Here is a 25,019-nt window from a genome sequence, read left to right as displayed (position 1 = left end):
TTTTCGAGCGTTCGAATGGGGAAAAGTCGGCGAAAATAATCGGATACATCCGTTGATGTAATAAAGGAAATTTTTGAAAAGCACAGTATTAAATATACGATCAAATTACCTCCTTGGAAGCGATGCTTAGTTGAAGTAGAGAAAGGTAATAAGTTCCAGATGCTCTTGAGCGCAGGGCTTAGTTCAGAACGGGCTAAAAAGTACTTATTGAGTCGACCATATTACACAACAACTAGGTATTACTTTTGGTCTAAGAAAAATCATCCTAACGGTCTCGATATTGATACAAGTTCTGAGAAGCAAGCTTTTTTGGACTTAACTGAAAAATACAAAATGGGACTAATTCATGGCTATGGTACCGGCGCATTAGAAAAAGCTGGCGTAGATTTAAGTAGAACCGATAGTGGTTCAAAAACTCAGGATGCGTTGGTACGAAAACTTCATGCTGGCAGGGTCGACAACTTTTATTCAGGTTTTGAAGTCCTTTCAGGTCTGACTATTATTGGAGCGACTAACGCTATGAATGATCCTGATTTGGGTTATGCACCTCTAGGTAGTAATAAGAGGAAGTATCAGATGATGTTTACCAAGAACAACCCAATAGGCATGAAATTGAAACTATTGATTGATCAAGAATTGGCTTTAATGGAAGCGTCGGGTCGACTGGATGAACTATTGGCCCCTTATATGAATAGTTTGAAAAGATAAGGGTGGATACAGAACTAATAATCTGATTCGAATAAATAAAAAGCCACCTGATCGGGTGGCTTTTTTAGTCTAGGCTTTTAACCTATGAATAGCTATTTAGGTATTAGAAATTGTAGATTACACCCAGAGATACAGTGTCCACTTCGTCAGCAAAATCCATGCGTTCCCACTCTAAACGAAGATCTACTTTCTCCGTTACTGAGTAATTAGCACCTAGACCGTAAAGAACATCAGAGTCATCTTCTGATACTGATGCTAGGTTATTAATATCCGCATCGGCATCAATGTGTGCATAACCTAGTTTTGCAAAAACTTCTGCTTTTTCACCCACTGGTAGTTTGCCTAATAGCGCTACTGAGTATGCATCGCCATCAATCTTAACCGGTACGTTAAGCACATCAGCTGAGTTTTCACCTAAATCTTGATAAGCAAATTCAACTGCAAAATTTTTGTTGAAGTTGTATCCGCCAAAAATTTTCCAGCTAGTGTCTGAATCGTCAGTAACTGTTGCGCCAGTAACTTCTACGTAATCAACGCTAGTTTTACCTACGCCACCACCTAGATAGAAATTAGAATCTGCCATTGCAGCTTGTGAGAAAATTCCAGAGATAAGCGCTGTAGCTAGTAGTGTCTTTTTCACAACATTTGTTCCTTAAATAGTTGTTTGTAAGGGTGTTAATGCATTTGGGGGCGTAAGATACAGATCTGTAAATTAAGTTACTATAGGAAATCGTTAATACTGTAATTAATAGGGAGAAGTCCTTTTAAACGACTGGCTTAAAGTACAGTTTTATTTAAACTGGTTGTGTAAATAGTGTGCAGATTCATTGCGGATATGAACTAAGCAGAGCTGCTTTAGAATGAAGAAAACCGTAAGTTGAATACAAAACGAGATGCAGCCCAATCAATCCGCAAGCTGCTAGTTTGGATTGCTTTACGCCTTTTAATAAAAGTACCAAGGCTACGACGCCAGAGAATATTGATAAAAGGAGAAACAAAAAACCCAACAATAGTTCGATTGTATCGGATATGCCGTAAGGATCGTTTGGCGCAATATACATATCTGCGTAAACAAATGCTCTGAAAAAAAGCATAAAGCTAAATAGGCTGATAGATAGAGCAGCCGGAACCAAAATAGTAATTGTACCTTTTGTTGGTTTCATACGGCCGGATAATTCAGCTTAGCGATCTGGTTGATCAGGCTTTATAAACAAGCAATTCACCTTTCCCAACAGGGACTAAAGAGGTACTCAAATTTGATTGGTTGGCGATCCAAGCATTAAACCCTTCTAGCTCCTCTTTATGAGAAACTGCATTGTCACAAACAAGTAATCCGCCTTCTCTCAAAAGGCTGAAAAGTTGTTCTGCTATTGAAAGGTATTGGCTTCTATCCGCATCGAGGAAAATAAAGTCGATGTTTTGAGGAAGCTTAGGCAATAGATCTACAACGTCACCATCGAGTTGGGTAATCTTTGAATTTAGCTGAGCCTGACGGAAGTTTTCTGAGGCTTCATCGATCTTGCAGCTGTTATTTTCAATAGTAAAAACATGGCCTTCATCTGGAAGGGAAGAGGCTAACCAAAGTGTTGAATAGCCATTAGACGTACCGATCTCAAGTACGGTTTTGGCATTAGTTGCTTTGATTAAAACAGCTAGAAATTCACCCGTATCTCTTGTGATATTGAGATACTTTTTAGACCGCTCTGATTGGACTTTATCGTGTTTGAGCCCTATTTGTTCAAGGTCGTTTAAAAGTATTTCAAGATCCATCTTTAGTATTCCTTGTCATTATTGTCTCATTAAGCCCTTTTTAACTTTGTACGAACATTAATACAAATAACTGCAGTGAAGCGAATAGAAATTTTATGTTGTGATTTAACGCTTAATATATCAGCCTTTACCACTGTATTATGTTTTCTATCTGTTGTTTTAGAGCTGCAGTTGTAAGGTGTTTTTTGCAGAGAGCAGCTAATACAATATCGTCGAAAAAATTGATTACAAAGTGATAATTTTCTTCTGACGCTAGTTCAATGCTTACTACATGCTCATTTTTATTTGGATCTTCTAAAATCGGTGGTGAAGAGGTTAAAAATTCTAATAACTCGATAAGGAATTCCGTATCTAGGGTTGAATGACCTAACTTACCCTCCAGGGTTATCAATGCAATGCCTACCACACCTTCTAGATGTGAAATTTTGTTCAGTACTTTATCTGAGAAATCAACTTTATGTTCAGAGTATTGGATAACTTCGTCTAGGTTTAACTCATCTTCAATTACAGAAACGCTATTCATCTCATTCATTGCTTGAGCTTGATCAGGGAGTAGTTCCTCTAACAAAAACAGAATATCTTCTTTTTTTCGGGCATCAATAAAATAAATGGGTGCTTGAATACCAAGCTCATGCAGCCAACCTCTATATTCAGAGATTGATGGATTTGGTTTTATGTCAGACTTAGTTACCGCAATAATCAAAGGTTTATCATCTATAAGATGGCGAAACTTTTTGGTGTAAAAGTGAAGGTCGTGTTGAGGATATTTACGGTTGTTATCGAGGAATAAAATTTCGCCTGAATAATCTGATGCCAAGTTGGAAGTTATTATCTCCCACATAAATTGGAAGCGTTCTTGCCCAGGCGTTCCGTAACAATGAATGCGTTGATTGGTAGATGAGGTAACATAACCGTAGTCCATCGCTACAGTAGTGGTTCTTTTTTGTACTGATGTGCTATCAGAAGCATTTGCTTCAGTGTTAATACATTTGCCTTCGCTTATGGTGTTTATTGCTGTTGTCTTACCGGCACCGACGGCACCAAAGAAAATAATCTTATTGTCCCTCATATAGGGAGCACCCCTTCTTAGGCTGGTACTTATAACGTCAAGGAACTTGGAAAAAGAGTTTGGTCTTAGTGTTTGAAAATCATAATATTGATAATAACAAGCATAGACGTTTTTTTCTTAGCAATGCTAACTGAAAATAAGATTAATACTGTTTCGGAAAAGGAAGGCCTATTCAGAAATGATCTTAGTCATTATTACCGGCTTGATACTGCTAATGCTATACCTGCACCGACGAAGGTACTACCAATTGTTCGTGGTATCCAGTGTGAATCGGAAAGAGTTTTAGAACGCTTTAAAAGCCTTGACCCCCAGTAGCTATAGCTTATAAGGCAAGTAGCGGAACAGCATAAGAATGTACTGACTAATAATGAAAACTGCGGGAGTAGATCAGCCTCAATCGTAATAAATTGGGGGAACAACGCCGTTGTAAATACGATTGCTTTAGGGTTGGTTAGTGCGACCAGAACTCCCTGAAGAAAATAGCTATGCTTGCTGTGTTTAGAGTCCTCACTAAGGTCTGAAGTCCTTAAAGATACATTTGAACGCCAGATCTTTATACCGAGGTATACAAGATAGATCGCGCCGAGAAATTTGATGATCATAAACGCTGTTGATGAACTGAGGACTAATGCGCTTAGGCCTAAAACAGCACATGATGACATCACAAATAGCCCAGTTATATTCCCTAAAATTGTATATAGGGAAGACTTCCAACCAGTTCGTAGAGAGTGGGACAGCACTAATAAAATTGCAGGCCCTGGAGTGATCGTTGCCACCAATGCTATCGAGATAAATGCAATCCAAGTACTGAGCTCCATAAGGCATCCTCTTTCACTTACGGTATAGAGTGTTCTGGTGAATAGGGCGAGTTTAGTTGCCAATTTAACAGTTAATGCCAGTTAGAAGCTATAGCTAGAATTGTCGGAGATAAAGGGCTCTGCCCCCTTTAATTAAATTACCCTGATACGTGATATGAGGTAAATTTTCATCTCTTACTATTTTCTTGTACCGCGCCTTAACTAGAGGATATAAAACGTTCTCTAATAGCTGCTTTAGCTTTTCTGCGTTTTCCGACCTTAGATTGCGAAATGTCCCTGTATTTGCGGATAAGCAAATAATTTCCGCTTTTCCATCTGCTAAAGCATCAAAGCAACCGCTAATGTAGCCTTTGAGAAAATCATAATTTTCATCTAAGACCTCTTCAGCTTTGGAAGATTGGTAATCCCAATGAAGATCATACCTATGCTGACATTTCTACCTTTTAGCTAGCTTAGCCTCAATTTCTTGTAGAGCGCTGATAGCTAACTTTTGTTCTCCATTTTGGTAAGACCATAAAGCTTTATTAAGGGAATCAATAAATTCAGGACCAAGATTTAGTTTACCAACAAATAGTTCCATTTCATTAAAAGCTTTTTCTAAAGTCATACCAGTATCAGATGGAAACCTATTCGGAGCTTTAAGGATTACATATCTGACTCTATCGAGTAATTTGGATTCTTCGCTCATAATCTCTCAAGACTCATAACGCCCAACATAAACGGCCGCAGCGCAGCTGTGGTCCAAGCCCAAAGGGCAACTTTTGATGTTTTTGTTATGTGCTTTCATGTTTAAAGCTACTTCGTATGAGGATGGACAAACCAATTACGCTAAGCACCAATATTATCAATTCCGCAAAACCAGCTAACAATATGCTCACTCCCCATGTAGCCCACACTCCAAGATAAAGCAGCAATGCTCCGTGAAAAAATATTGAAAACAGCCACGAGCAAGCCCTTCTTTTGACTGATTTCTTAGGTAATGTAGCCACTAAGTAGATAGAGAATATGTAAACAAATGCAATTCCTACTGCTTTCAAGAGAAACGGATTTGATAGGATCTCACCTGACAATATCTCTGGTAGTGAAATAAACACCAAAACTACAAGGGCCATCACGATATAAGACCCTCCTACGATGTGTGAAATCCATTTTGCTATCTGTGCTTCCATATCTTTAGTTCACATAACAGCTAAATATACGACAAGTGGTTTGCGGAAAGGTGACACTTTGTTGTATATCCCCAAATTTTTAAAAATTGGTAATAGTCTTTAACCCATTGAAATTAAATGTATTAATCAGGATTTATGAAAATGAGAAGTTGTAGAAAAGCGACAAAGTGTCGTGTTTCTAAATCAAAACTGGAAAATGACCATTTATACGAATCATGCTCAATAGTCCATTAAGGTGGGTTAACCTATTTCCTTAGTTGCCCCCATACTGGCAGAGATAAGGGAATATGAAAAGTACAGGAAAGTATTGGTTGTAATCTTTATCTCTAGCCACGAAGTGGCGTCCTAAAAGCGTAGCGTTCTCTAGGAGCAGCCGTCCTCTAGCAACGAAGTTGCGTCCTGCTCTTAACCAACAACATCCAACTCTCTCTGCTTAAACTCCGCACCCAACCCCTCAACAATCTCCCGGCACTGAACAATATCAACACCCTCTAACCCATTAATTGCCGATACCTGTACATCATCAATCAGTTCGCTGGCACGTTTGATAAAGGCTTCTACTGCTTTGTAAGAGTCGGGCAGGGCTGGTTGGCAATGTTGTTGGTAGACCTCTTCGTTTTGAGCATTCAGCGAGATCGATAGAGCGTCTATGCATTCTGCCAATTCGGGCACTATGTCGCGTTTATGGAAGAGGTTGCCGAGGCCATCGGTGTTTATACGGGTTTTACCGCCGTTTTCTTTTACCCAAGTAGCGATTTTCAACAGAGCTTTTAGGCGAAGTGTGGGTTCGCCATAGCCACAAAATACGATTTCATCGTAATCGGTTGGGTTTCCGATTAAGGGGATGATTGTGTCTGCTTCTGGGCGTTTGCTTAGATAGAGTTCGTGACCTTTGACTTCGGTTGAGCCGTTATGTTTTGGGCAGAATTGGCAGGCGAGAGTGCAACGGTCGGTTAAGTTGATGTAGAGGCTATTGCGGATCTGATAAACGTAGCTGTCTTGGTGTTCGCATGGGGTAGAGCGTTTTGCAGGGTTGGGGCGTTTTTGTGTCATAGCTTACTGCTTATCAGCGATATTTATAGATAGAAATCTACTTTAGCAGGGCGAGTTAACAGGGGCGTTGATGCTTATCAAAAGTGATCCGGTTAGGGTGCAAATGCACCCTATAACCGGTATCGAAGGGGAAGGTTTCGCTATGAATTTGGTGCGTTTTACGCGGCTGCTTGCTGGGCGCCGTGTTCTGGGTGAGTCGCTATAAAGTGGTTGAGTACTTTTTGCAGCATTTCTGCGTGACCATAATTGTGATCACGCTGTGCTTTGGCGATGTCATCCATAATAATTCGTTTAATTTTCTGTTCGCCGTCATGGGTAATCATGTAGTGACCGAGAGCCATGGCGATCATTGGGTCCATGTGTTCGTGTTCTGCAATGGCATCAACTTCGTCTGCAGTTAGGTCACTTAGTTCCAGGCATTCTTCGTAGGTCAACATTTCTCTCTTCCTCTGCCTTTAACAGGCTATTTTTTTATGTCTATCGGAGTCTCTACCGGTCTCTCTCCAAACCGGTAAATAAGAGTTTAGGAGAGGAATTTAAGTTTCTCTAATACATTAGGAGGATAAAAATTCACAATGAATATTCATTCAAGTATTGAAATTCATGTTGCAGCTGCGAAAGATGAGTTTGATTCAACTAAGGATTTGCCGTATTTAAAGGGCTAGCGGCGTGGTGCAGAACAGCAGCCCTATTTTGGTGCGAATGAACCAGAATAGGGAGCTATAAAAATTAATTTTTTAGACGATTAAAGAATAACTGGAAAGTCGCTTTTTAGGCGTTCTAAAAGCGCCTGTTTTCCTTGCGGATTCTTTTGTGTGACATCTTCCCCAGCTGTAGGGAAATGGATGTCGCGAAGGCGGGATAACCAGAAGCGCAGCGCTGCGGTTTTCATCATTGCCGGTAACAGATCGATCTCCATCGGATCTAAAGGGCGGATCTCCTGATACATCTGCAGCATCTGCTGCGCTTTCTGGATATCAAACTGATTATTGGTTTCGTCAAAGCACCACGCGTTAAGGGTAACGCTTAGATCGTATAGATATGGTGTAGAGCACGCGTGATAGAAATCGATTAGCCCCGATAAACGCTCGCCATCAAACATAGCGTTGTCTGGGAACAGGTCTGCGTGTACAGGACCAGAAGGTAATGTCGTCCAGTCGATATCACCGGTTTCCATCAAGCTGTTTTGTAATAGTGTTTGCTGCTCTTTATCTAGCTTAGGTAACACACGAGACGCTAGCTCGTTGCACCACTGCGGAATATGGCTGTACTCATCGAGTTCTAATTGTGACGAGAGCTGGTGGAACTGAGCGAGGGTGCTGCCAATAGTTCTCGCTTGTGAAAGCGTCGGTTGTTCTAGCGGAGCGCCTTCTAAACAGTTCATTAATACGGCGGGTTTGCCGTTTAGCATACCAAATAGATCACCGTTATTTAGATGAATAGGCTGAGCGCAGGCAAGCTCGTTAATCGCTAGATGATCCACTAGACCCAGAATAAAGGGCAGTTTCTCTTTAGGTACAGATTCAACCAGTGTTAGGACAAAGCGGCCTTGATCGGTATCGACAAAAAAATTGCTGTTCTCAACGCCTGCGCTAATGCCTTTATAGCTTTGTAACTCACCAACAGCGTAGTTCTGAAGGTAAGTTTTAAGTTCTGAAAAGCTAACTGCGGTGTAAACTGACATTATCGGTCTTTGTCCTACTGGTGTATCTGTTAGTGATTTTTTGGTGATTCAGTGTTCTTTTGTAGCCACTGCCATAGGCTTTCTGCACAGCTCTTACGCACTAGGATGTCGTAATCCTTAGTGTCGTGCAGAGACATAATGTTGATACCTTCAGCTAGCTCAACATCAGTAACAGGTAAGCATGAAAACTGCTGGGTATTAGAGCTACTTAGCAGGTAATGAATCGCTGCTTTATTTAGATACGCTTTTGAGCCGTCTTCGGAGGTTTCTAGTTTAAGATCTTCGCCAAAGGTTTCGCGCAGTGCTTGGAATACAGATTCATGCGCACCGGTTGGCGGAAGAACCAACCAACGGTTCTCGTTGATCCACAGAATCGCTAAACGGCCCATGCAAGATATGCGATTAACCGTTAGCGGTTGAGCAACACCCATCACTTCACCCACAGCGATAAGCAGATCTTGGTCAGGCTCGGTATCCAGTGCAAGATCACCAATAAAAGGGCGCTCCCGCACAATAATGCTATTAATTCGGCTGTCGTTGTCTATCGCTGCTTGGATGTTCAAATGAACCAGCGTGCCGCCTTGGGTGGCTTTGTTAGTATTGTTTTGCATAGACATTTTACTCCTTTACAGGGCTTTCGCCTGTAAATCAGCGTGGTAAGAGGAGCGAACCATCGGGCCACTGGCAACATTTTTAAAGCCAAGCTCGTAACCGATCTCTTCGTACTCTTTAAATTCTTCCGGTGTTACATAACGCTCTACAGCGAGGTGATATTTACTTGGCTGTAGGTATTGGCCGATGGTTAACATGTCGACATCATTAGCACGAAGATCTTTCATTACTTTGATGATCTCCTCTTTGGTTTCACCCAAACCAACCATCAATCCAGATTTTGTATCGACTTCTGGATTTAAACGCTTAAATTGGTAAAGCAGATTAAGCGAGTTATGGTAATCCGCACCCGGGCGTACCGATGGGTACAAGCTAGGAACAGTTTCCATATTGTGATTCAGAACATCTGGGACCTGCTGAGATAAGATCTCTAATGCAAGATCAACTTTGCCACGAAAATCTGGAACTAAGATCTCAACTTTTAGATCTACACTGACTTTACGTGCTTCTTTTACAACTTCAGCAAAATGCGCTGCACCACCATCTCTTAGATCGTCACGATCTACCGAGGTGATAACTACATATTTAAGACCGAGCTTTTCGATCGTAGATGCACAATTCTTAGGCTCTTCTGGATCAAGCGCCATTGGTCGACCATGCGCTACATCACAGAAAGGGCAGCGGCGTGTGCAAATAGCACCCATGATCATCAATGTTGCTGTTTTGTGACTAAAGCACTCAGCCAAGTTAGGGCAGGATGCTTCTTCACAAACCGTATGTAATTTAAGGTCGCGAAGTTGTTTCTTAACCTTTTTTACATTGGCATTTGAGCGGGCATCTATACGAATCCATTCCGGTTTACGTAGGCGTTCTCTTTCTGGGTCTGGCTTATGACGCAGACGAGACATTTTTGATTCGCCTTTCAGCTCTTGTAGTGGAATCAATTCCATAGTGACACCTCGCGATGTTCAGTTAAAAATAGAGGCCAAGCTGATAAGGTGGCAGCCCGGCCTCCAAGACTTACAGGGATGGAAACGGATTAACCGCGGTAGTAACGCTGCTCAATAAATGGTGCTTTAGAAACCACCATTGGTAGCTGCTTGCCACGTACTAGAGCGAAAACTTCTGTTTCAAGTGCAGAGTAAGCAGTTTCTACATAACCCATAGCTACTGGCTTGCCTACTGTCGGGCCGAAGCTGCCAGAAGTAACAGTACCGATTTTTTCACCGTCAGCATTAACAAGGTCAGCGCCTTCACGAATAGGGGCTTTACCTGATGCGATAAGGCCAACACGCTTACGGCTGTAGTTTTTGTTAGCGATCTGATCAAGGATCTTGTCAGCACCTGGGAAACCGCCAGCACGTTCGCCATCTGCACGACGGCACTTGCTGATCGCCCAGATAAGGCTGCCTTCGATTGGTGTCGTTGTTGGATCTAGGTCGTGACCGTATAGGCAAAGACCAGATTCCAAACGTAGAGAGTCACGTGCACCAAGACCAATAAACTCAACTTCAGGCTGCTCTAGGAATAGACGGCATAGACGCTCTGCTTCAGCGGATGGGATAGAGATCTCATAACCATCTTCACCTGTGTAGCCAGAACGGCTTACGAAGCAGTCAACGCCATCGATAGCGATGTGACGAGAGTCCATGAATACAAGTTCATTAACTTCTGGGCAGATGCGAGATAGTGCTTGTGCTGCTTCTGGGCCTTGAAGTGCAACCAGTGCGCGGTCATCAAGAACTTCTAGCTCAACGCCTTCGCCAAGGTTTGCGCGCATGTGAGCGATGTCCTGATCTTTACATGCAGCGTTAACTACAACGTAAAGGTGATCACCGTAGTTAGTTACCATCAGGTCGTCCATGATGCCGCCTTCATCGTTAGTGAAAAGGGCATAACGCTGTTTGCCTGCTGGAAGATCGATAATGTCTACAGGTACTAGCTTCTCTAGCTCAGCTGCAGCATTTTCGCCTGTTAGCTTAACCTGACCCATGTGAGATACATCAAAAAGACCAGCGTGATCACGGGTGTGAACGTGTTCTTTTTTTACACCTAGCGGGTATTGAACCGGCATTTCAAAACCTGCGAAAGGTACCATTTTTCCACCTAGCTCAATGTGCAGGTCATATAGAGGTGTTTTGCTCAGTTCGGACATTGTGTTCTCCATAATGCTTGTTCTGTGCAGCCTTCGTAATTACGAAGTTGCTCGTGTTCTTCAGGTGCAGTTCTTTGACTACAGTTCTTTAAGTACAATCTGATGGAAAAGCTCTATTGGGGTAAAACTCTTTCAACAGATTGTTCAGGCTTTAAAGGATCGGACCACCGTCGGTGATCCGATCTTTAGCTTTAAAGCTAAGGATTAAGCGTTTTTACCATCAGTTGTATCAACTGGAGCACCGTTACGCGCGAAGTACTCTTTAGTCAGTTTGAAGACAACCGGGCTCAATAGCGCCAGAGCAATCAAGTTAGGCAGAGCCATCATGGCATTTAGCGTATCTGCTACTAGCCAGATGAAATCCAGACTTACGATTGCGCCTACAGGCACCGCAATAATCCAAAGAACACGGTATGGTTTGATCGCTTTAACACCGAATAGGAACTCAACACAGCGTTCGCCGTAGAAAGACCAACCGATGATTGTAGTGAAAGCGAATACCGCTAGAGCGATAGCTACTAGGTAGTTACCAACGCCAGGAAGTGCATGAGCGAACGCTGCAGACGTTAGTGCTGCGCCAGACTCGCCTGATGTCCATGCACCAGAAGTAATGATAACCAGACCAGTAATCGAACAGATGATTAGGGTATCGATAAACGTACCCAGCATCGCGATTAGACCTTGGCGAACAGGATCTTTTGTTTGAGACGCAGCGTGGGCAATAGGTGCAGAACCTAGACCCGCTTCGTTCGAGAAGACACCACGTGCTACACCGAAACGGATAGCCGCCCAAACAGCAGCACCCGCAAAACCACCTTCAGCCGCAGCTGGAGAGAATGCGTGAGTGAATACTAGATCCAATGCTGCTGGGATTGCTTCAGCATTAATAGCTAGTACTACAAGGCCAGCACCTAGGTAAGCAATTGCCATTAGAGGTACTAGAGAACCAGCAACTGCGCCGATACGCTTGATACCACCAATCAAAACGGCACCAACAAGTACCATTAGGATCACGCCTGTTACCCAAACATCTAGGCCAAAGTTAGATTCTAGAACGTCTGCAACAGAGTTGGACTGTACCGTGTTACCGATACCGAAAGCGGCTACTGCACCAAAGATTGCAAATGCAGTACCTAGCCAAGCCCACTTAGCGCCAAGACCGTTTTTGATGTAGTACATCGGACCACCAACATGGCGGCCTTCTTCGTCTACTTCACGGTACTTCACAGCAAGTACTGCTTCAGAGAACTTCGTTGCCATACCAACCAGTGCGGTACACCACATCCAGAATAGAGCACCAGGGCCACCTAGGAATACAGCCGTTGCTACACCGGCAATGTTACCAGTACCAACCGTTGCTGATAGCGCAGTCATTAGTGCTTGGAAGGGGGAGATTTCGCCTTCTTTTTCTTCTCCTTTTTTAGTTTTACGGCCTTCGAACAGAAGTTTGAAACCCGTACCTAGTTTAAGAAGAGGCATAAGACGTAGACCCAGCATTAGGAATAAACCAACGCCAAGAATAAGAACAAGCATCATAGGACCCCACACGATCCCATTAATGCTGCTGATGATAGAGGTTAATGTTTCCATGAACCTAGACTCCAATCGGATTGTTATTTTTATTTGAACGCACTTGGATTGTTTAAAACTTCTTAAAGCACCAGGGCAGAGCTTTTAGATTTCCAAACATGCTTACTTACAAAAGGTGAAGCTTTTGGCTTCGCTTACTTCGCTTGAATCTGCCACTCAAGAAAAAGAAAGGTTATTTGTGAAATAAGTTTCCAATACGAAACAAAGCTAGCGTAAGGGAAAATTAATTTCAACGAAAATATGTTGAAAAAGATTTGATTAGATCTATCTAATTCTTAATTTTTGAATAAAGCCTAATAAAAACAATTGGTTGGCGTTATAGGAAAAATTTTCATTTTGGACAAGTAGGCTAAAAAGCTTATCAGCAGGGCGGTTTACTATGATGAATCTAGGATCGTTAGCTAGATTTTGACAGCTTTAAATCCATAGGGGCTATCGCTGTTGAGTTGGTTGCGTCAATGAAATAAGGAATAGGCTTTAATGAAGCAAGTAGCGTTTAAGGTGAATTTGAGAGCAATAAAACTGGATTCAAATGAAAAAAGTTTCCAATAGGAAACTTTTTGTTGATTTTGGAAAATCTCACTGCTAGTCTGAAATCAAATCGACGGTATTTGAACAATTAGTGATCAATTTGTTCGAAGTTATATAGCTCTTTAGTAAGCGGACTATCACCGCAACCGTACAAAGAGACGGTTTAAAGAGTAGATAAATAAAATAATAAAAAGAGCGGTAAGACCGCTGTAGTGAGGTCGCAGTGCCATTAAGTATTTTTGATCTATATAAAGTAGGGATTGGCCCTTCCAGTTCTCATACGGTAGGCCCAGTGGTTGCGGCTAATCGTTTCTTAGATGAATTGCGTGAGCGTGATCAACTGGATCAAGTTGCCTCAGTACATGTAGGTTTGTTCGGTTCTTTAGCGATGACAGGTAAAGGTCACGCAACGGATGTTGCGGTGATGATCGGTCTAATGGGTGAGAAGCCAGATCTAGTCGATCCAGATAAAGTGCCTGTTTACGTTGATCAGATTCGTAACACTAAGCAGATCAATTTGGCAGGCGAACGCATGATTGCGTTCAATCCTGAAACGGATCTGCCTTTTAACTTTGGTGAGTCCTTACCAAAGCATCCAAACGGCATGCATTTTAAAGCGTACGATGCAGCCGGCATTATTTTGCACGACAACATCTTTTACTCCGTAGGCGGTGGCTTTGTACTAAGTGACGTCGAAGCAGGTAAAGAGAAAGGTGCAGAACCTGAATTCAAGCTTCCTTTCCACTTCGATAATGGCGTTGAGCTATTAGACGTCTGTGAGCGTGAAGGCAAAACCATTGCTGAAATCGTTTTAGCCAATGAGCTGACTTGGGCCGAACAAGACGTGTTAGAAGAGCGCCTGTGGAACCTTTGGCAGGTGATGGATAACTGCATTAAGCGTGGCTGTACAGAAGAGGGTGAGCTACCGGGTGGTCTACATGTTAAACGCCGTGCCAACGAGCTTTATGAAGAACTCAAATCTAGCCCAGAAGCAGCTCTGAAAGATCAGCTAACCGTAATGGATTGGGTCAATCTATTTGCTATTGCGGTTAACGAAGAGAACGCAGCGGGCGGTCGAGTGGTAACGGCGCCAACAAATGGTGCTGCCGGTGTTATCCCTGCTGTTCTAGCTTACTACGACCGTTTTGTCCCGGGTTCAAATCGACAAGGTATTTTCGATTTCTTAGCGACATCCGCTGCTATCGGCATGCTTTATAAGAAGAACGCTTCTATCTCGGCTGCCGAAGTGGGCTGCCAAGGTGAGATCGGCGTGGCTTGTTCTATGGCTGCCGGCGCGCTTTGTGCCGTGATGGGCGGTACTAATCAGCAGATCGAGAACGCTGCGGAAATTGGCATGGAGCATAACTTAGGCCTGACCTGTGATCCGATTGGTGGTCTGGTGCAAGTGCCGTGTATCGAACGTAACACCATGGGGGCTGTGAAAGCGATCAATGCTGCACGCCTAGCGCTTCGTGGTGATGGTGAACATCATGTATCTCTAGACTCTGTTATCGAAACGATGCGTCAAACAGGTCTGGATATGCAGGATAAATATAAAGAAACCTCTCAAGGTGGGCTAGCCGTAAACGTGGTTGCCTGCTGATTCTTCGTAATAAAAAAATAAGAGAATAAAAAATAATGAGTCACAGTGATCTGTATCGCAACGACGCTGTTTGCGAAGCATTTTTTACCCAATACCTAGCAGAGCGCGATGCTGATCTGCTGTCTGCAGTAAATGAAGAGTTTGATCGTCAGGAGATGGGGATTGAGCTGATAGCCTCTGAAAATATTGTATCTAAAGCCGTAATGCAGGCGCAGGGTACAGTACTAACAAACAAATATGCAGAAGGTTATCCAGGCCGTCGTTACTACGGTGGTTGTGAGTACGTAGATAAGGCTGAAGGCCTAGCTATCGAGCGTGCAAAAGAGCTATTTAACTGCGAATTCGTAAACGTTCAGCCGCACTCCGGTGCGCAAGCAAACGGCGCGGTTATGTTGGCACTATTGCAGCCGGGCGATACTGTATTGGGCATGTCTCTGGATGCTGGTGGTCACTTGACTCACGGTGCGCGTCCAGCCCTTTCTGGTAAATGGTTCAATGCTGTGCAATACGGTGTGTCTCGTGAAGATAGCCGTATTGACTACGATGAAATTGAGAAGCTAGCAGTTGAATGCCAGCCTAAGATGATTATTGCAGGTGGTTCTGCGATTCCACGTCAGATCGATTTCGCACGCTTCCGTGAGATCGCTGACAAAGTAGGTGCGTACCTGTTTGTTGATATGGCGCACATCGCAGGTTTAGTGGCGACAGGTGCTCACCCATCACCACTTCCTCATGCCCACATTGTAACGACAACAACGCACAAAACTCTACGTGGCCCACGTGGCGGCATGATCCTATCTAACGATCTGGATTTAGGTAAGAAGATCAACTCTGCGGTATTCCCAGGTCTTCAGGGTGGTCCACTGATGCACGTAATCGCAGCGAAAGCGGTTGCTTTCGGTGAAGCGTTACAGCCTGAATTTAAAGTTTACATCGACCGCGTTGTAGAGAATGCCAAAGTACTTGCGGGCGTTATGGTTGAACGTGGTTGCGACATCGTAACTGGCGGTACAGATACGCACCTGATGTTGGTCGATCTTCGTCCTAAAGGTCTTAAAGGTAATGTCGTAGATGAAGCGCTAGAGCGTGCCGGCATTACTTGTAACAAAAATGGCATCCCATTTGACCCTGAAAAACCAATGGTGACTTCTGGTATTCGTCTTGGCACGCCAGCAGGTACAAGCCGTGGTTTTGGTCCAGAAGAATTTAAGCTGATTGGTAACCTGATTAGCGATGTATTGGATGGTCTAGTGGCTAACCCAGAAGATAACTCCAAAGTTGAAGCGGAAGTGCGTGCGCAGGTCGAAGAGCTGTGCAAGAAGTTCCCTCTTTACCGTTAATAAACCTGTGTAACGAATGAGCAATAGGAAAACAATATGAGCATTCCATCTAACTACCTTTTCACACCAAGCCATGAGTGGGTTCTGGATAATGGTGACGGCACTATCTCTCTAGGCGTATCTGATCACGCTCAGGAACTTCTAGGTGATGTGGTTTTCGTTGAACTACCAGAGATCGGCCACGCAGTAGAAGCGGGTGAAGAGTTTTCTCTAGTTGAATCTGTAAAAGCAGCGTCTGACATCTACTCTCCAGTAAGTGGCGAAGTAGTTGAAGTAAACGAAGCTTTGGAAGATGCACCGGAGACAGTAAACGAAGCGCCTTACACAGATGGCTGGATCGTAAAAATTAAGCTTTCTGATTCATCTGAATTGGCGAAACTTCTAAACGCAGAAGCGTACGAAGCAACGATTGCAGAAGAAGCTTAATTGGTTGAGTTGCTAGGTATGTTGTAAAGGTCTAATCAGCCTAAGTACCTAGTGACCCTGTCCCCCAATTAGCTTTAGCAAGGCGAAGTGGTAGTGCAGGACTGCTTCGCACCCTTAAATTTATTTGGTTTAAATGTCTGTTACACACATTTAAATCGAGCTGTTACCACAGGTTATTGTTATGGCAGTAGAAACTCGTACTTTGAGTGATCTTCAGCAGACGACTGACTTTACTCGTCGTCATATTGGTCCAGATAGTGAGCAGACTCAGGAGATGTTGTCCTTTTTGGGTCTTAACTCAATGGATGAACTGATTACACAGACAGTTCCAGATTCCATCCGCTTAGATGATGCGTTAGATATGGCGGATAGTAAGACTGAAGCTGATGCGCTTGCGTATATCAAAACACTAGCTGATAAAAATAAGGTTAATAAATCTTATATTGGTATGGGCTATAGCAATACTTTGGTTCCAAACGTTATCTTGCGTAACGTTATGGAAAACCCAGGTTGGTACACAGCTTATACACCTTACCAGCCAGAGATTGCCCAAGGCCGTCTAGAAGCACTGCTTAACTTCCAGCAGATGGTGATGGACCTTACAGGTATGGAATTGGCAAACGCTTCTCTACTTGATGAGGCGACAGCGGCTGCAGAAGCGATGACGCTTTGCAAACGCTCCACCCGTAAGAAGACAAATACTTATTTTGTTGCTGATGATGTTCACCCGCAAACGCTGGATGTTATCAAAACACGTGCCGAATACTTTGGTTACGACATCGTAGTAGGTAACCCGCTAACAGATCTTGAAGCGGCAGATCCATTTGGTGTTCAGCTACAGTACCCAAGTACTTACGGCGATATCACTGATATCAAATCAATTATTGATGCGGCTAAAGGCCAGAAAGCAATGGTTTCCGTTGCTGCTGATATCCTAGCCTTGGTTCTTCTTAAATCACCAGGTGAGCTGGGTGCTGATGTTGTACTAGGTTCCTCTCAGCGCTTTGGTGTACCAATGGGCTTTGGTGGTCCTCACGCTGCCTTCTTTGCTGCATCTGAAAAGCTTAAACGTTCTGTGCCTGGTCGTATCATCGGTGTATCTATCGATGTAAACGGTAACCAAGCATTGCGTATGGCGATGCAAACACGTGAGCAGCATATCCGTCGTGAGAAGGCGACATCTAACATCTGTACTGCTCAAGCCTTGCTTGCCAACATGGCTTCTTTCTATGCTGTTTATCACGGCCCAGAAGGTCTTAAGACAATTGCAGAGCGCGTACATCGTTTAACGGCTGTGCTTGCTAATGGTCTTAAAGCGAAAGGTGTTGCGGTCAATGATACTTACTTCGATACGTTGACTGTTTCTCTGCCTGAGACTCAAGAGGTTGTTTACCAAAGAGCGATCGATGCGGGTTGTAACTTCCGCAAGGTTGGTTCTGATAAGTTGGGTATCAGCTTGGATGAAACAACATCGTCTGAAGATGTTGCGCAGTTGCTAGACGTTATTCTTGGCGACGATCACGGTCTAAGCGTTGCTGCGCTAGATGCAGCAATTGTTGCAGGTGAAGCGACGGGTATCTCTACAGAGATGCGTCGTGAAGGTGCAATCCTGACGCACCCAACGTTCAACAGCTACCACAGCGAAACCGACATGCTTCGCTACATGAAGAAGCTTGAGAACAAAGATTACTCTTTGGCGCATGGCATGATCCCACTTGGTTCTTGCACCATGAAGCTAAACGCTACAGCTGAGATGATCCCAGTTACATGGCCTGAATTTGCAAACATTCACCCGTTTGCACCGGCTGACCAAGTGCAGGGCTATCACCAAATGCTACATGAGCTGGAAGATCAACTGGTAGAAATTACCGGTTACGACAAAGTTTCTTTGCAGCCTAACTCAGGTGCATCTGGTGAATACGCAGGTCTATTGGCGATTCGTAAGTACCAAGAATCTGTTGGTGAAGGCCATCGTAATGTTTGCTTGATTCCATCGTCTGCGCACGGTACTAACCCGGCTTCTGCTGCAATGATGGATATGAAGATCATTGTGACTAAGTGTGATGACAACGGTAACGTTGACGTTGCTGATCTTCGTGCACAAGCTGAGCTACATAAAGATGATCTATCTTGCTTGATGATCACTTACCCATCTACACACGGTGTTTATGAGGAAGATATCGTAGAGATCTGCGACATCATCCACAAAAATGGCGGTCAGGTTTATATGGATGGCGCGAACATGAATGCGCAGGTAGGTATCTCTAAGCCGGGTGCAATCGGGTCTGATGTATCTCACCTAAACCTACACAAAACATTTGCTATCCCACACGGTGGCGGTGGTCCAGGTATGGGTCCAATCGGCGTTAAGAGCCACCTGGCACCGTTCCTAGCGAGTCACAAGGTAAGCCCAGTTGAAGGTGTAAATCCAGAAAACGGTGCGGTTGCGGCGACGCCTTACGGTTCTGCTTCGATCCTACCGATCACGTGGATGTACAACGTTATGCTAGGTAAGTCTGGCCTTAAGGCATCGACAGAGATGGCGATTCTTAATGCTAACTACATGACTGAGAAATTGGCTGAGCACTATCCGGTACTTTACCGTGGCCGCAACAACAAAGTTGCTCACGAATGTATCGTTGATATCCGCCCAATCAAAGAGGAAAGCGGTGTTACTGAAGAAGATATTGCTAAGCGTCTAATGGACTACGGTTTCCACGCGCCAACCATGTCTTTCCCGGTAGCAGGTACTCTAATGATCGAGCCGACTGAATCGGAATCTAAAGCAGAGATCGATCGCTTTATTGATGCCATGGTTCAGATCCGTGAAGAGATCAATAAAGTGAAAAACGGCGAATGGCCAGCGGATAACAACCCGCTATTCAATGCGCCGCATACGCAATCGGACATTATGAGTGCTGCATGGGAACGTCCATATAGCCGTGAAGAAGCAGTATTCCCGAATGAAGCGACTCGTCAGAACAAGTTCTGGCCAACAGCGAACCGTATCGACAACGTATACGGTGATCGGAACTTTATCTGCTCTTGTCCAGGTATCGAAGCTTATCAAGACCAGTAATTATCTTTTGTTGCAGGGTTGCTCCTGCAGCAAAGTTAAAAAGTCGAACCATTGGTCTTGAGCCAAGTGAACCGGAGATCCACTTGGTTTAATTCAGCGATAGCCAATCTGTGCTGGCTAGAGCTGAACAACGGGTAAAGCGTCAGAATTACCCGTTACTCCCGCAGTTACCAGGGGGGAATCTGGTAACTGCAACCTTTCTATTTTATAGGTCGTTAGAGTGGATTTGGCGTCTACTCGAAATTGGTGTGCTCCCAGCCTTGTGTTGGAGCTTTTTGCGGGGCTAATTTAGCCCCGTTTTTTTTGATCTTTAAAAATATCCATCAGATCACTAAGTATCTTTAGAGATTTTCAAGATGCATCGTCGGTGAATGGCTACGTTCTCAACTAAAATAACTGTATGAAAAATGATCTGTTTTTCATTGGGAACGTAATAGCTAGAGGATACTCAAAGCTAATAACTCGCAAAATAACAAGCCTAAGAGGTGATCATTATGCTGCTGAGTCACATACCCGGAATGTTTACCCACCCTGATGCAGAGTGGGAATTGATCAAAAAAGAGCACAGTAATCCTAGTCGTATATACATGGCGTATACCTGTATATTGGCACTGATTGGACCTGTGTGTGCTTACATATCAACAACTCAATTTGGTTGGCGCGTTGGTGATGGTGAGTTGATTAAACTTACAGCAATCAGTGCATTGCAGCTCAACGTCTTAACTTATGTAGCAATTCTTGTTGGTGTATTTGGCTTAGGCTGGATGATTGACTGGATGTCAAAAACTTATGGTAGTGGTCATGATGAGTATGCTGCAAACGGCATTGCTCTAGCGGCTTATTCTTGTACCCCGCTTTTCTTGGCTGGTTTCATCTCTTTATACCCAGTTCCATGGGCTAATATGTTGGTTTACCTAGCAGCTGCTGCGTATACCGGCTATTTGATCTACGACGGTTTGCCACATGTGCTGGGCATCGATAAAGATCAGGCTTTCTTCTTCTGTGGAGCAATTTTAGCAGTAGGGCTTGTGTATTTGGTTATCACTCGTGTAGGTACTGTGATTGTGTGGAATCTAGGTTTTGCACCGGTATTTATCTCTGGGTGAGCCGGTTACTGAAATGAAAAAGAGCAGCTTAGGCTGCTCTTTTTGTTTTGGAAGAATATTTAGAAAAGCTCTACATCATCATCGGGCACTTCAATTCGAGAGCTAACTTCGCTGAAGTGTACGATAAGGTTTCTGCCGTTATTTTTTGCGTGGTATAGCGCTCGGTCGGCTTGTTCGAAATGCAGCATCGGTGGTGTTACAGGGTCTATCTCTGTATAGCCGATACTGACGGTTAGCTTCCCAGATGGGAAGGTATAATCTTGAACCGCTTTGTGGAAGCGTCCGAGTATTTGGAGTGCTTGATCGTGATCGGCATTGTTCAGTATGACCACAAACTCTTCACCGCCGTAACGGAACAGAAAGTCTGTATAGCGGAAGGTTTTTTTCATCAGCTCTGCAAAGTGAAGCAGAACTTCATCACCATAGAGATGGCCGAAGGTATCATTAATATTTTTAAAGTGATCTATATCCAGAACAACCATCCAAGATGATTTTATATGGTTGTTCTGATGGCCGCGGTGAAATGCTACGACATCGTTAAGGCTTAGTTCCATTGTTTGGCGATTTGGTAAGCCTGTCAGCATGTCACGTTCTTTGGCATCTAATAATGCAACTTGCTTCTCATAGATACTGAAGACGCCTTCGATCAAAACCATATCTTCTTCAGATACTTTGCCCGTGATCAAGATTATGCGTCTAGGAATAACATCCTTGGTGATATCTAAGAAGATATAGTCTTCACCTTTGAACTTCATGCATGCAACACCACCTTTGCTTTTAGGTAGTGTTTTCAGCATGAGGTCGTTATGTCGATCAATGAACGATTCATCAAGTGTCAGTGGGAAGCGGCGTATAGACAGGCCAGTATCTGAATTAGAATCCCCGAAAATTTCGTAAGATACAGCGTCTTCTACACCTTCCAATGAGCAGAAGTAGTGAAGAATGGCGTGCGTCAGAGAATTATAGGACTTGTGCGCAAGAAATTTTGCGGATAATTCAAACGCTTGTTTGATATGGTGGTGTTCGCTCATAGATACTACTTAACGCTACAAGGCCCGTGAGAGTTAGGTTTCTATTAATTGTAGCAGTCTAAACGATATTTCTGAACAAACGGTTAATATAAATTAGTCTTGGCTGTTTTATTTGCTTTTTATCTCCTGCCATTTGCTGTTGGCTTCCTTCAATGTAGGGGCCAGTTAACTTGAATGTAGGTGCTGGTTTAATCTGAAGATCAAAAGCACCTTCGCGTTCAGCTTTTAGCTCCATTTTGCTTTTCAGGTCTAATAAGCGATTTCTCATCTCTATCTCCATAACCCACAAATTTTCAGGGCCTCTTAAAAGCGTGTATCCGGTAATGACAGGGATAAATATAGCTAGAAGGGCTGTGAGCTGGTCTGAAGAAAGGTTGAGTATTTCGAAAGAGAAATTGGCGCAGATCGCAATCGCGACCGATGTGAATGAGGAGATAAACCAAAGCGTGTGGTTCATCTTTTTATGCCTAGCAGCATGTTTTGCAAACCAATCGGCTTGGGTGTTAATTTTGTTATAGAGGGTATTTTCTATGATATTCATAGATTATTGGGCTCTTAAAAGGTCGAAAGAGCGCAACTGCTTATATGCGCTATGAATGGTTTGAATGTTACCTATAGGGATTATTCTGTTGCTTGTTCAATGACGGGTTGAGCATTGGTTTTACGGTGTTGCCTCCAGGTGTACCAGCCGCCTAAGGCAAGGGCTAACCAGGCGAGTGTGTCGATTATTGCAACGCCATTGATATCGATCCCCGTTTCACGAAATACCCGATCCCAATAGGATTTCCCCGCGCCTGCTTTGTAGGCATAGCGTTTACCGTTTTCATCTATCCCGATGAGTTGGTCATATTTGTAGGCATAGTCATGAATTAAGCCCGGTAGGAATAAAAGGCCAGTAGGAGAAAGAATGGCCCAAAGAGGACGGGGGATAGAGGCACCGTCAAATTCGAAGCCTTTGGGTATCACTATGGTCGTGCCGTCGCGCATAGTGTAGGTCCAATCAGCGGTAAGCACCCATTTTCGTACAGCAAAAATCCAACGTAGGATTCTAATAAGAAGGGATTCGTTTTTGGTTTTTATTGGTAGGGGACGAATAGTTGGCATATTCATCAAATGACTCCTTGTCTAGTTGTTTAAATCCTTTTTCTATTATAGCCCTTTGTAGGGTAAATACTTTTTCAGCTGCTCGATCTGCTCATCAATTGCAGAGGTCTCTTCATCAATAAACTGCTGCACTGCTTGATTGAATCCAACCTCCTTAAGCCAGTGGACCGAATAAGTCGGTACAGGGGTAAACCCTCGCTGTATTTTATGCTCCCCCTGAGCGCCAGAATCAAATCGCTTTAACCCCAGACTAATACAATACTCAATACCCTGGTAGTAGCAGGTTTCGAAATGAAGGCTGTCGTATTCATCAAAACAACCCCAGTATCGTCCATATAAGGTGGTGGAATCTTGTAGTGACAGTGCGCCTGCAACGGGTGTTTCGTCTTTGTAAGCCAAAACGAGTAAGAGGTTTTCGGGCATTGTCTGTTTTAGTTGGGTGAAAAACGATTTGCTGAGGTAGGCTTCTCGCCCGCGTTTTAGATAGGTCAAACGGTAAAAATCGTAAAAGGTGTCAATTTCGTTATCGGTTATATCTTTGCCCTGAATCTGGCGATGAGTGATGCCTTGCTCATCGATCTTTTTGCGCTCTTTTTTCAAGTTTTTACGTTTACGAGACGTTAGATTCTGTAGGAAGTCTTCGTAGGAAGAATAGTCTCGATTAAACCACTGATACTGGCAGCCTTTCCGGATCATGTAGCTTGTATTATCGAGTGAATCAGCTTCCATCTTGGATGGAAAGAGTAGGTGCCAAGAGTTCGCTTTGAAATGTTGGCACAGCTGCGGGATGGCTTGGCTTAAGTTCTCAAATAAAGGTTCTAGTGGTTGTTTCGTCAACAGCCTTGGCCCACCCACAGGCGAGAAGGGGATGGATGATACGAGTTTTGGGTAATAATCCATGCCATAACGCTCATATGCTTCGGCCCAGGCCCAATCGAACACATATTCGCCGTAGGAATGATTCTTAAGATAGAGCGGTAGTATAGCTATAGTTATACCGTTATCTTGTAGTTGGATGTGTAGTGGTTGCCAGCCTGTTTTCGCACTTACGCTACCTGACTCTTCTAGTGCGTGGAGGAATTCGTATCGGCAAAAAGGGTAATCAGACGGGAGGAGGTTGTTCCATGTGTCTGGGCCTATTTCACTGATTTTATGGCAAATTTTTATCTCTAACATATCGCGGCTTCGGTTTTGTGTTGCTAAGCTAAATACTGTTGGGGCGACTAGTTTCCTATTTGAATTGAGAAGGATGTCAGTGTCAAAGCCATTGTTTTGTATAAAGGCCCCAAAAAAGATGATAGGAGTATTGTGATGGATGAATTAGAGCTTGAGTTTGAACTTCACCCGCAGTTAGCTGCTGATTGTATAGTGTTAGGGGATTTTCCGATTAGCCGGCTCTTGCTGTTAAACGATGCTAATTATCCTTGGTTTATTTTGGTGCCAAGGCGTGCCGGTGCGACAGAAATCTATCATCTTTCTGATGATGAACAGTGCGAGTTAATCAAAGAGTCATCATTTTTAGCATCAAACTTGGCTGATAGCTTTGCTGCTAGAAAGATGAATGTAGCATCGTTGGGGAATATGGTGCCGCAATTACACCTCCATCATATTGTCCGTTATGAGACTGATAAGGCTTGGCCAGGGCCTGTTTGGGGTAAGGTGCCAGCGGAGCCATATACTGCAGAACAGATCCATGAAATTAGACGAAAACTGGAAGCTTTAATGTCCGGCGAGCTGGAATTTGTACCGGAAGAATAAGCTTCAATAAGCTTCATTGAAAATTAGTCACCTCTATTTTAAATCTTTAAGGCCTCAATCCTATTTGGGGCCTGTTCCCTCTGCTTAAATAAGGTATAATCCGCCGTTTTTAAAATATGCTTCCTGCGTTTAGGAAGTTTCGATCGGGTTTATTTCCAATGCCAATCTTTGATTTTCAGTGTGACAGCTGTGGTCACGAGTTTGAAAAACTTGTTCTTAAAAGTGATGCGCCTGCGCCTGCATGTGTTTCCTGCGCAAGTGAGGAAGTGACCAAAAAAGTATCAGCACCGGGTTTCCGTCTTTCGGGTTCCGGCTGGTACGAGACAGATTTTAAAACCGGCAAGAAGAAAAATCTTGCGGGTGGCTCCGGTGCTTCGTCAGGTACAGACAGCTAATTCCGGATAGAAAAAGTA

At 43.6% G+C, this 25,019-nt stretch carries 26 protein-coding genes; 8 read left to right on the top strand and 18 right to left on the bottom strand.

The window, feature by feature from the left end; all coding sequences use genetic code 11:
* The first annotated feature begins 60 nt into the window (after nt 1–60).
* Nucleotides 61–708 carry a substrate-binding periplasmic protein gene (locus tag ACMXYU_RS09940; protein ID WP_415901114.1) on the top strand — a complete coding sequence of 216 codons (648 nt, stop codon included), beginning with the start codon at nt 61–63 and terminating at the stop codon, nt 706–708.
* A 103-nt stretch (nt 709–811) separates the two neighbouring features.
* On the opposite strand, the gene ACMXYU_RS09935 is transcribed toward ACMXYU_RS09940, so the two are convergent.
* The 14 genes from ACMXYU_RS09935 to ACMXYU_RS09870 form a co-directional block, all read right to left on the bottom strand.
* Nucleotides 812–1,348: a porin family protein gene (locus ACMXYU_RS09935; protein WP_415898526.1), complete on the bottom strand. Its 537-nt coding sequence runs from the start codon at nt 1,346–1,348 to the stop codon at nt 812–814.
* Between the two features lie 184 nt (nt 1,349–1,532).
* Nucleotides 1,533–1,871 (bottom strand): hypothetical protein, encoded by a 339-nt coding sequence (locus ACMXYU_RS09930; RefSeq protein WP_415898525.1) that lies wholly within the window; start codon nt 1,869–1,871, stop codon nt 1,533–1,535.
* Nucleotides 1,872–1,905: 34 nt separating this feature from the next.
* Nucleotides 1,906–2,478 carry an O-methyltransferase gene (locus tag ACMXYU_RS09925; RefSeq protein WP_415898524.1) on the bottom strand — a complete coding sequence of 191 codons (573 nt, stop codon included), beginning with the start codon at nt 2,476–2,478 and terminating at the stop codon, nt 1,906–1,908.
* Nucleotides 2,479–2,605: 127 nt separating this feature from the next.
* Nucleotides 2,606–3,547, bottom strand: a complete 942-nt coding sequence (locus ACMXYU_RS09920) for a GTP-binding protein (RefSeq protein ID WP_415898523.1) — start codon at nt 3,545–3,547, stop codon at nt 2,606–2,608.
* A gap of 194 nt (nt 3,548–3,741) precedes the next feature.
* A complete protein-coding gene (locus ACMXYU_RS09915) occupies nt 3,742–4,365 on the bottom strand; it encodes a LysE family translocator (RefSeq protein ID WP_415898522.1) in 624 nt (207 codons plus the stop codon).
* 436 nt (nt 4,366–4,801) lie between these two features.
* Nucleotides 4,802–5,053 (bottom strand): hypothetical protein, encoded by a 252-nt coding sequence (locus ACMXYU_RS09910; protein ID WP_415898521.1) that lies wholly within the window; start codon nt 5,051–5,053, stop codon nt 4,802–4,804.
* An 85-nt stretch (nt 5,054–5,138) separates the two neighbouring features.
* On the bottom strand, nt 5,139–5,534 hold the full coding sequence (locus ACMXYU_RS09905) for a hypothetical protein (RefSeq protein ID WP_415898520.1): 396 nt from the start codon (nt 5,532–5,534) through the stop codon (nt 5,139–5,141).
* Nucleotides 5,535–5,939: 405 nt separating this feature from the next.
* A complete protein-coding gene (locus ACMXYU_RS09900; RefSeq protein ID WP_415898519.1) occupies nt 5,940–6,587 on the bottom strand; it encodes a TatD family nuclease-associated radical SAM protein in 648 nt (215 codons plus the stop codon).
* 158 nt (nt 6,588–6,745) lie between these two features.
* Nucleotides 6,746–7,024 carry a hypothetical protein gene (locus tag ACMXYU_RS09895; RefSeq protein ID WP_415891735.1) on the bottom strand — a complete coding sequence of 93 codons (279 nt, stop codon included), beginning with the start codon at nt 7,022–7,024 and terminating at the stop codon, nt 6,746–6,748.
* Nucleotides 7,025–7,332: 308 nt separating this feature from the next.
* Nucleotides 7,333–8,271, bottom strand: coding sequence for a homoserine kinase (locus ACMXYU_RS09890; RefSeq protein WP_415898518.1), 939 nt, complete (start codon nt 8,269–8,271; stop codon nt 7,333–7,335).
* Between the two features lie 29 nt (nt 8,272–8,300).
* Nucleotides 8,301–8,882: a sarcosine oxidase subunit gamma family protein gene (locus ACMXYU_RS09885; RefSeq protein WP_415898517.1), complete on the bottom strand. Its 582-nt coding sequence runs from the start codon at nt 8,880–8,882 to the stop codon at nt 8,301–8,303.
* A 15-nt stretch (nt 8,883–8,897) separates the two neighbouring features.
* A complete protein-coding gene (lipA, locus tag ACMXYU_RS09880) occupies nt 8,898–9,833 on the bottom strand; it encodes a lipoyl synthase (protein ID WP_415898516.1) in 936 nt (311 codons plus the stop codon).
* Nucleotides 9,834–9,922: 89 nt separating this feature from the next.
* Nucleotides 9,923–11,038, bottom strand: coding sequence for a glycine cleavage system aminomethyltransferase GcvT (gene gcvT / locus ACMXYU_RS09875; RefSeq protein WP_415898515.1), 1,116 nt, complete (start codon nt 11,036–11,038; stop codon nt 9,923–9,925).
* Between the two features lie 204 nt (nt 11,039–11,242).
* On the bottom strand, nt 11,243–12,628 hold the full coding sequence (locus ACMXYU_RS09870; RefSeq protein ID WP_415891731.1) for an alanine/glycine:cation symporter family protein: 1,386 nt from the start codon (nt 12,626–12,628) through the stop codon (nt 11,243–11,245).
* 823 nt (nt 12,629–13,451) lie between these two features.
* Between ACMXYU_RS09870 and ACMXYU_RS09865 the strand changes: the two genes are divergently transcribed.
* The 5 genes from ACMXYU_RS09865 (at nt 13,452) to ACMXYU_RS09845 (ending at nt 20,713) form a co-directional block, all read left to right on the top strand.
* A complete protein-coding gene (locus ACMXYU_RS09865) occupies nt 13,452–14,762 on the top strand; it encodes an L-serine ammonia-lyase (protein WP_415901113.1) in 1,311 nt (436 codons plus the stop codon).
* Between the two features lie 35 nt (nt 14,763–14,797).
* Nucleotides 14,798–16,102: a serine hydroxymethyltransferase gene (glyA, locus tag ACMXYU_RS09860; RefSeq protein WP_415898514.1), complete on the top strand. Its 1,305-nt coding sequence runs from the start codon at nt 14,798–14,800 to the stop codon at nt 16,100–16,102.
* 36 nt (nt 16,103–16,138) lie between these two features.
* Nucleotides 16,139–16,528, top strand: a complete 390-nt coding sequence (gene gcvH, locus ACMXYU_RS09855; protein WP_415891729.1) for a glycine cleavage system protein GcvH — start codon at nt 16,139–16,141, stop codon at nt 16,526–16,528.
* A 181-nt stretch (nt 16,529–16,709) separates the two neighbouring features.
* Complete coding sequence (gcvP, locus tag ACMXYU_RS09850; RefSeq protein WP_415898513.1) at nt 16,710–19,607, top strand: aminomethyl-transferring glycine dehydrogenase; 2,898 nt, start codon at nt 16,710–16,712, stop codon at nt 19,605–19,607.
* Nucleotides 19,608–20,101: 494 nt separating this feature from the next.
* Nucleotides 20,102–20,713 (top strand): Yip1 family protein, encoded by a 612-nt coding sequence (locus tag ACMXYU_RS09845; RefSeq protein ID WP_415898512.1) that lies wholly within the window; start codon nt 20,102–20,104, stop codon nt 20,711–20,713.
* A 59-nt stretch (nt 20,714–20,772) separates the two neighbouring features.
* Here ACMXYU_RS09845 and ACMXYU_RS09840 read toward each other — a convergent pair whose 3' ends face one another.
* The 4 genes from ACMXYU_RS09840 to ACMXYU_RS09825 form a co-directional block, all read right to left on the bottom strand.
* A complete protein-coding gene (locus ACMXYU_RS09840; protein ID WP_415898511.1) occupies nt 20,773–21,744 on the bottom strand; it encodes a GGDEF domain-containing protein in 972 nt (323 codons plus the stop codon).
* Nucleotides 21,745–21,802: 58 nt separating this feature from the next.
* Nucleotides 21,803–22,285: a hypothetical protein gene (locus ACMXYU_RS09835; protein ID WP_415898510.1), complete on the bottom strand. Its 483-nt coding sequence runs from the start codon at nt 22,283–22,285 to the stop codon at nt 21,803–21,805.
* 80 nt (nt 22,286–22,365) lie between these two features.
* Entirely contained in the window at nt 22,366–22,854 is a 489-nt protein-coding gene (locus ACMXYU_RS09830) for a DUF1353 domain-containing protein (protein ID WP_415898509.1), read from the bottom strand.
* 39 nt (nt 22,855–22,893) lie between these two features.
* A complete protein-coding gene (locus ACMXYU_RS09825) occupies nt 22,894–24,024 on the bottom strand; it encodes a GNAT family N-acetyltransferase (RefSeq protein ID WP_415898508.1) in 1,131 nt (376 codons plus the stop codon).
* Nucleotides 24,025–24,159: 135 nt separating this feature from the next.
* Between ACMXYU_RS09825 and ACMXYU_RS09820 the strand changes: the two genes are divergently transcribed.
* Nucleotides 24,160–24,606: an HIT domain-containing protein gene (locus ACMXYU_RS09820; RefSeq protein WP_415891723.1), complete on the top strand. Its 447-nt coding sequence runs from the start codon at nt 24,160–24,162 to the stop codon at nt 24,604–24,606.
* A gap of 158 nt (nt 24,607–24,764) precedes the next feature.
* Complete coding sequence (locus tag ACMXYU_RS09815) at nt 24,765–25,001, top strand: FmdB family zinc ribbon protein (protein ID WP_415891008.1); 237 nt, start codon at nt 24,765–24,767, stop codon at nt 24,999–25,001.
* The last annotated feature ends 18 nt before the right edge of the window (nt 25,002–25,019 follow it).

It is taken from the genome of Neptuniibacter sp. QD48_11 (assembly GCF_047778095.1).
GTDB lineage: Bacteria > Pseudomonadota > Gammaproteobacteria > Pseudomonadales > Balneatricaceae > Neptuniibacter.
The sequence above is the reverse complement of the archived record's forward strand: the minus strand, read 5'-3'. Positions and strand labels throughout refer to the sequence as shown.

Coding starts and splice junctions, on each gene's coding strand:
- ACMXYU_RS09930 (WP_415898525.1), bottom strand. CDS start 1,871: ATGAAACCAACAAAAGGTACAATTACTATTTTGGTTCCGGCTGCTCTA.
- ACMXYU_RS09925 (WP_415898524.1), bottom strand. CDS start 2,478: ATGGATCTTGAAATACTTTTAAACGACCTTGAACAAATAGGGCTCAAA.
- ACMXYU_RS09920 (WP_415898523.1), bottom strand. CDS start 3,547: ATGAGGGACAATAAGATTATTTTCTTTGGTGCCGTCGGTGCCGGTAAG.
- ACMXYU_RS09915 (WP_415898522.1), bottom strand. CDS start 4,365: ATGGAGCTCAGTACTTGGATTGCATTTATCTCGATAGCATTGGTGGCA.
- ACMXYU_RS09910 (WP_415898521.1), bottom strand. CDS start 5,053: ATGAGCGAAGAATCCAAATTACTCGATAGAGTCAGATATGTAATCCTT.
- ACMXYU_RS09905 (WP_415898520.1), bottom strand. CDS start 5,534: ATGGAAGCACAGATAGCAAAATGGATTTCACACATCGTAGGAGGGTCT.
- ACMXYU_RS09900 (WP_415898519.1), bottom strand. CDS start 6,587: ATGACACAAAAACGCCCCAACCCTGCAAAACGCTCTACCCCATGCGAA.
- ACMXYU_RS09895 (WP_415891735.1), bottom strand. CDS start 7,024: ATGTTGACCTACGAAGAATGCCTGGAACTAAGTGACCTAACTGCAGAC.
- ACMXYU_RS09890 (WP_415898518.1), bottom strand. CDS start 8,271: ATGTCAGTTTACACCGCAGTTAGCTTTTCAGAACTTAAAACTTACCTT.
- ACMXYU_RS09885 (WP_415898517.1), bottom strand. CDS start 8,882: ATGCAAAACAATACTAACAAAGCCACCCAAGGCGGCACGCTGGTTCAT.
- lipA (WP_415898516.1), bottom strand. CDS start 9,833: ATGGAATTGATTCCACTACAAGAGCTGAAAGGCGAATCAAAAATGTCT.
- gcvT (WP_415898515.1), bottom strand. CDS start 11,038: ATGTCCGAACTGAGCAAAACACCTCTATATGACCTGCACATTGAGCTA.
- ACMXYU_RS09870 (WP_415891731.1), bottom strand. CDS start 12,628: ATGGAAACATTAACCTCTATCATCAGCAGCATTAATGGGATCGTGTGG.
- glyA (WP_415898514.1), top strand. CDS start 14,798: ATGAGTCACAGTGATCTGTATCGCAACGACGCTGTTTGCGAAGCATTT.
- gcvH (WP_415891729.1), top strand. CDS start 16,139: ATGAGCATTCCATCTAACTACCTTTTCACACCAAGCCATGAGTGGGTT.
- gcvP (WP_415898513.1), top strand. CDS start 16,710: ATGGCAGTAGAAACTCGTACTTTGAGTGATCTTCAGCAGACGACTGAC.
- ACMXYU_RS09845 (WP_415898512.1), top strand. CDS start 20,102: ATGCTGCTGAGTCACATACCCGGAATGTTTACCCACCCTGATGCAGAG.
- ACMXYU_RS09840 (WP_415898511.1), bottom strand. CDS start 21,744: ATGAGCGAACACCACCATATCAAACAAGCGTTTGAATTATCCGCAAAA.
- ACMXYU_RS09835 (WP_415898510.1), bottom strand. CDS start 22,285: ATGAATATCATAGAAAATACCCTCTATAACAAAATTAACACCCAAGCC.
- ACMXYU_RS09830 (WP_415898509.1), bottom strand. CDS start 22,854: ATGAATATGCCAACTATTCGTCCCCTACCAATAAAAACCAAAAACGAA.
- ACMXYU_RS09825 (WP_415898508.1), bottom strand. CDS start 24,024: ATGTTAGAGATAAAAATTTGCCATAAAATCAGTGAAATAGGCCCAGAC.
- ACMXYU_RS09820 (WP_415891723.1), top strand. CDS start 24,160: ATGGATGAATTAGAGCTTGAGTTTGAACTTCACCCGCAGTTAGCTGCT.
- ACMXYU_RS09815 (WP_415891008.1), top strand. CDS start 24,765: ATGCCAATCTTTGATTTTCAGTGTGACAGCTGTGGTCACGAGTTTGAA.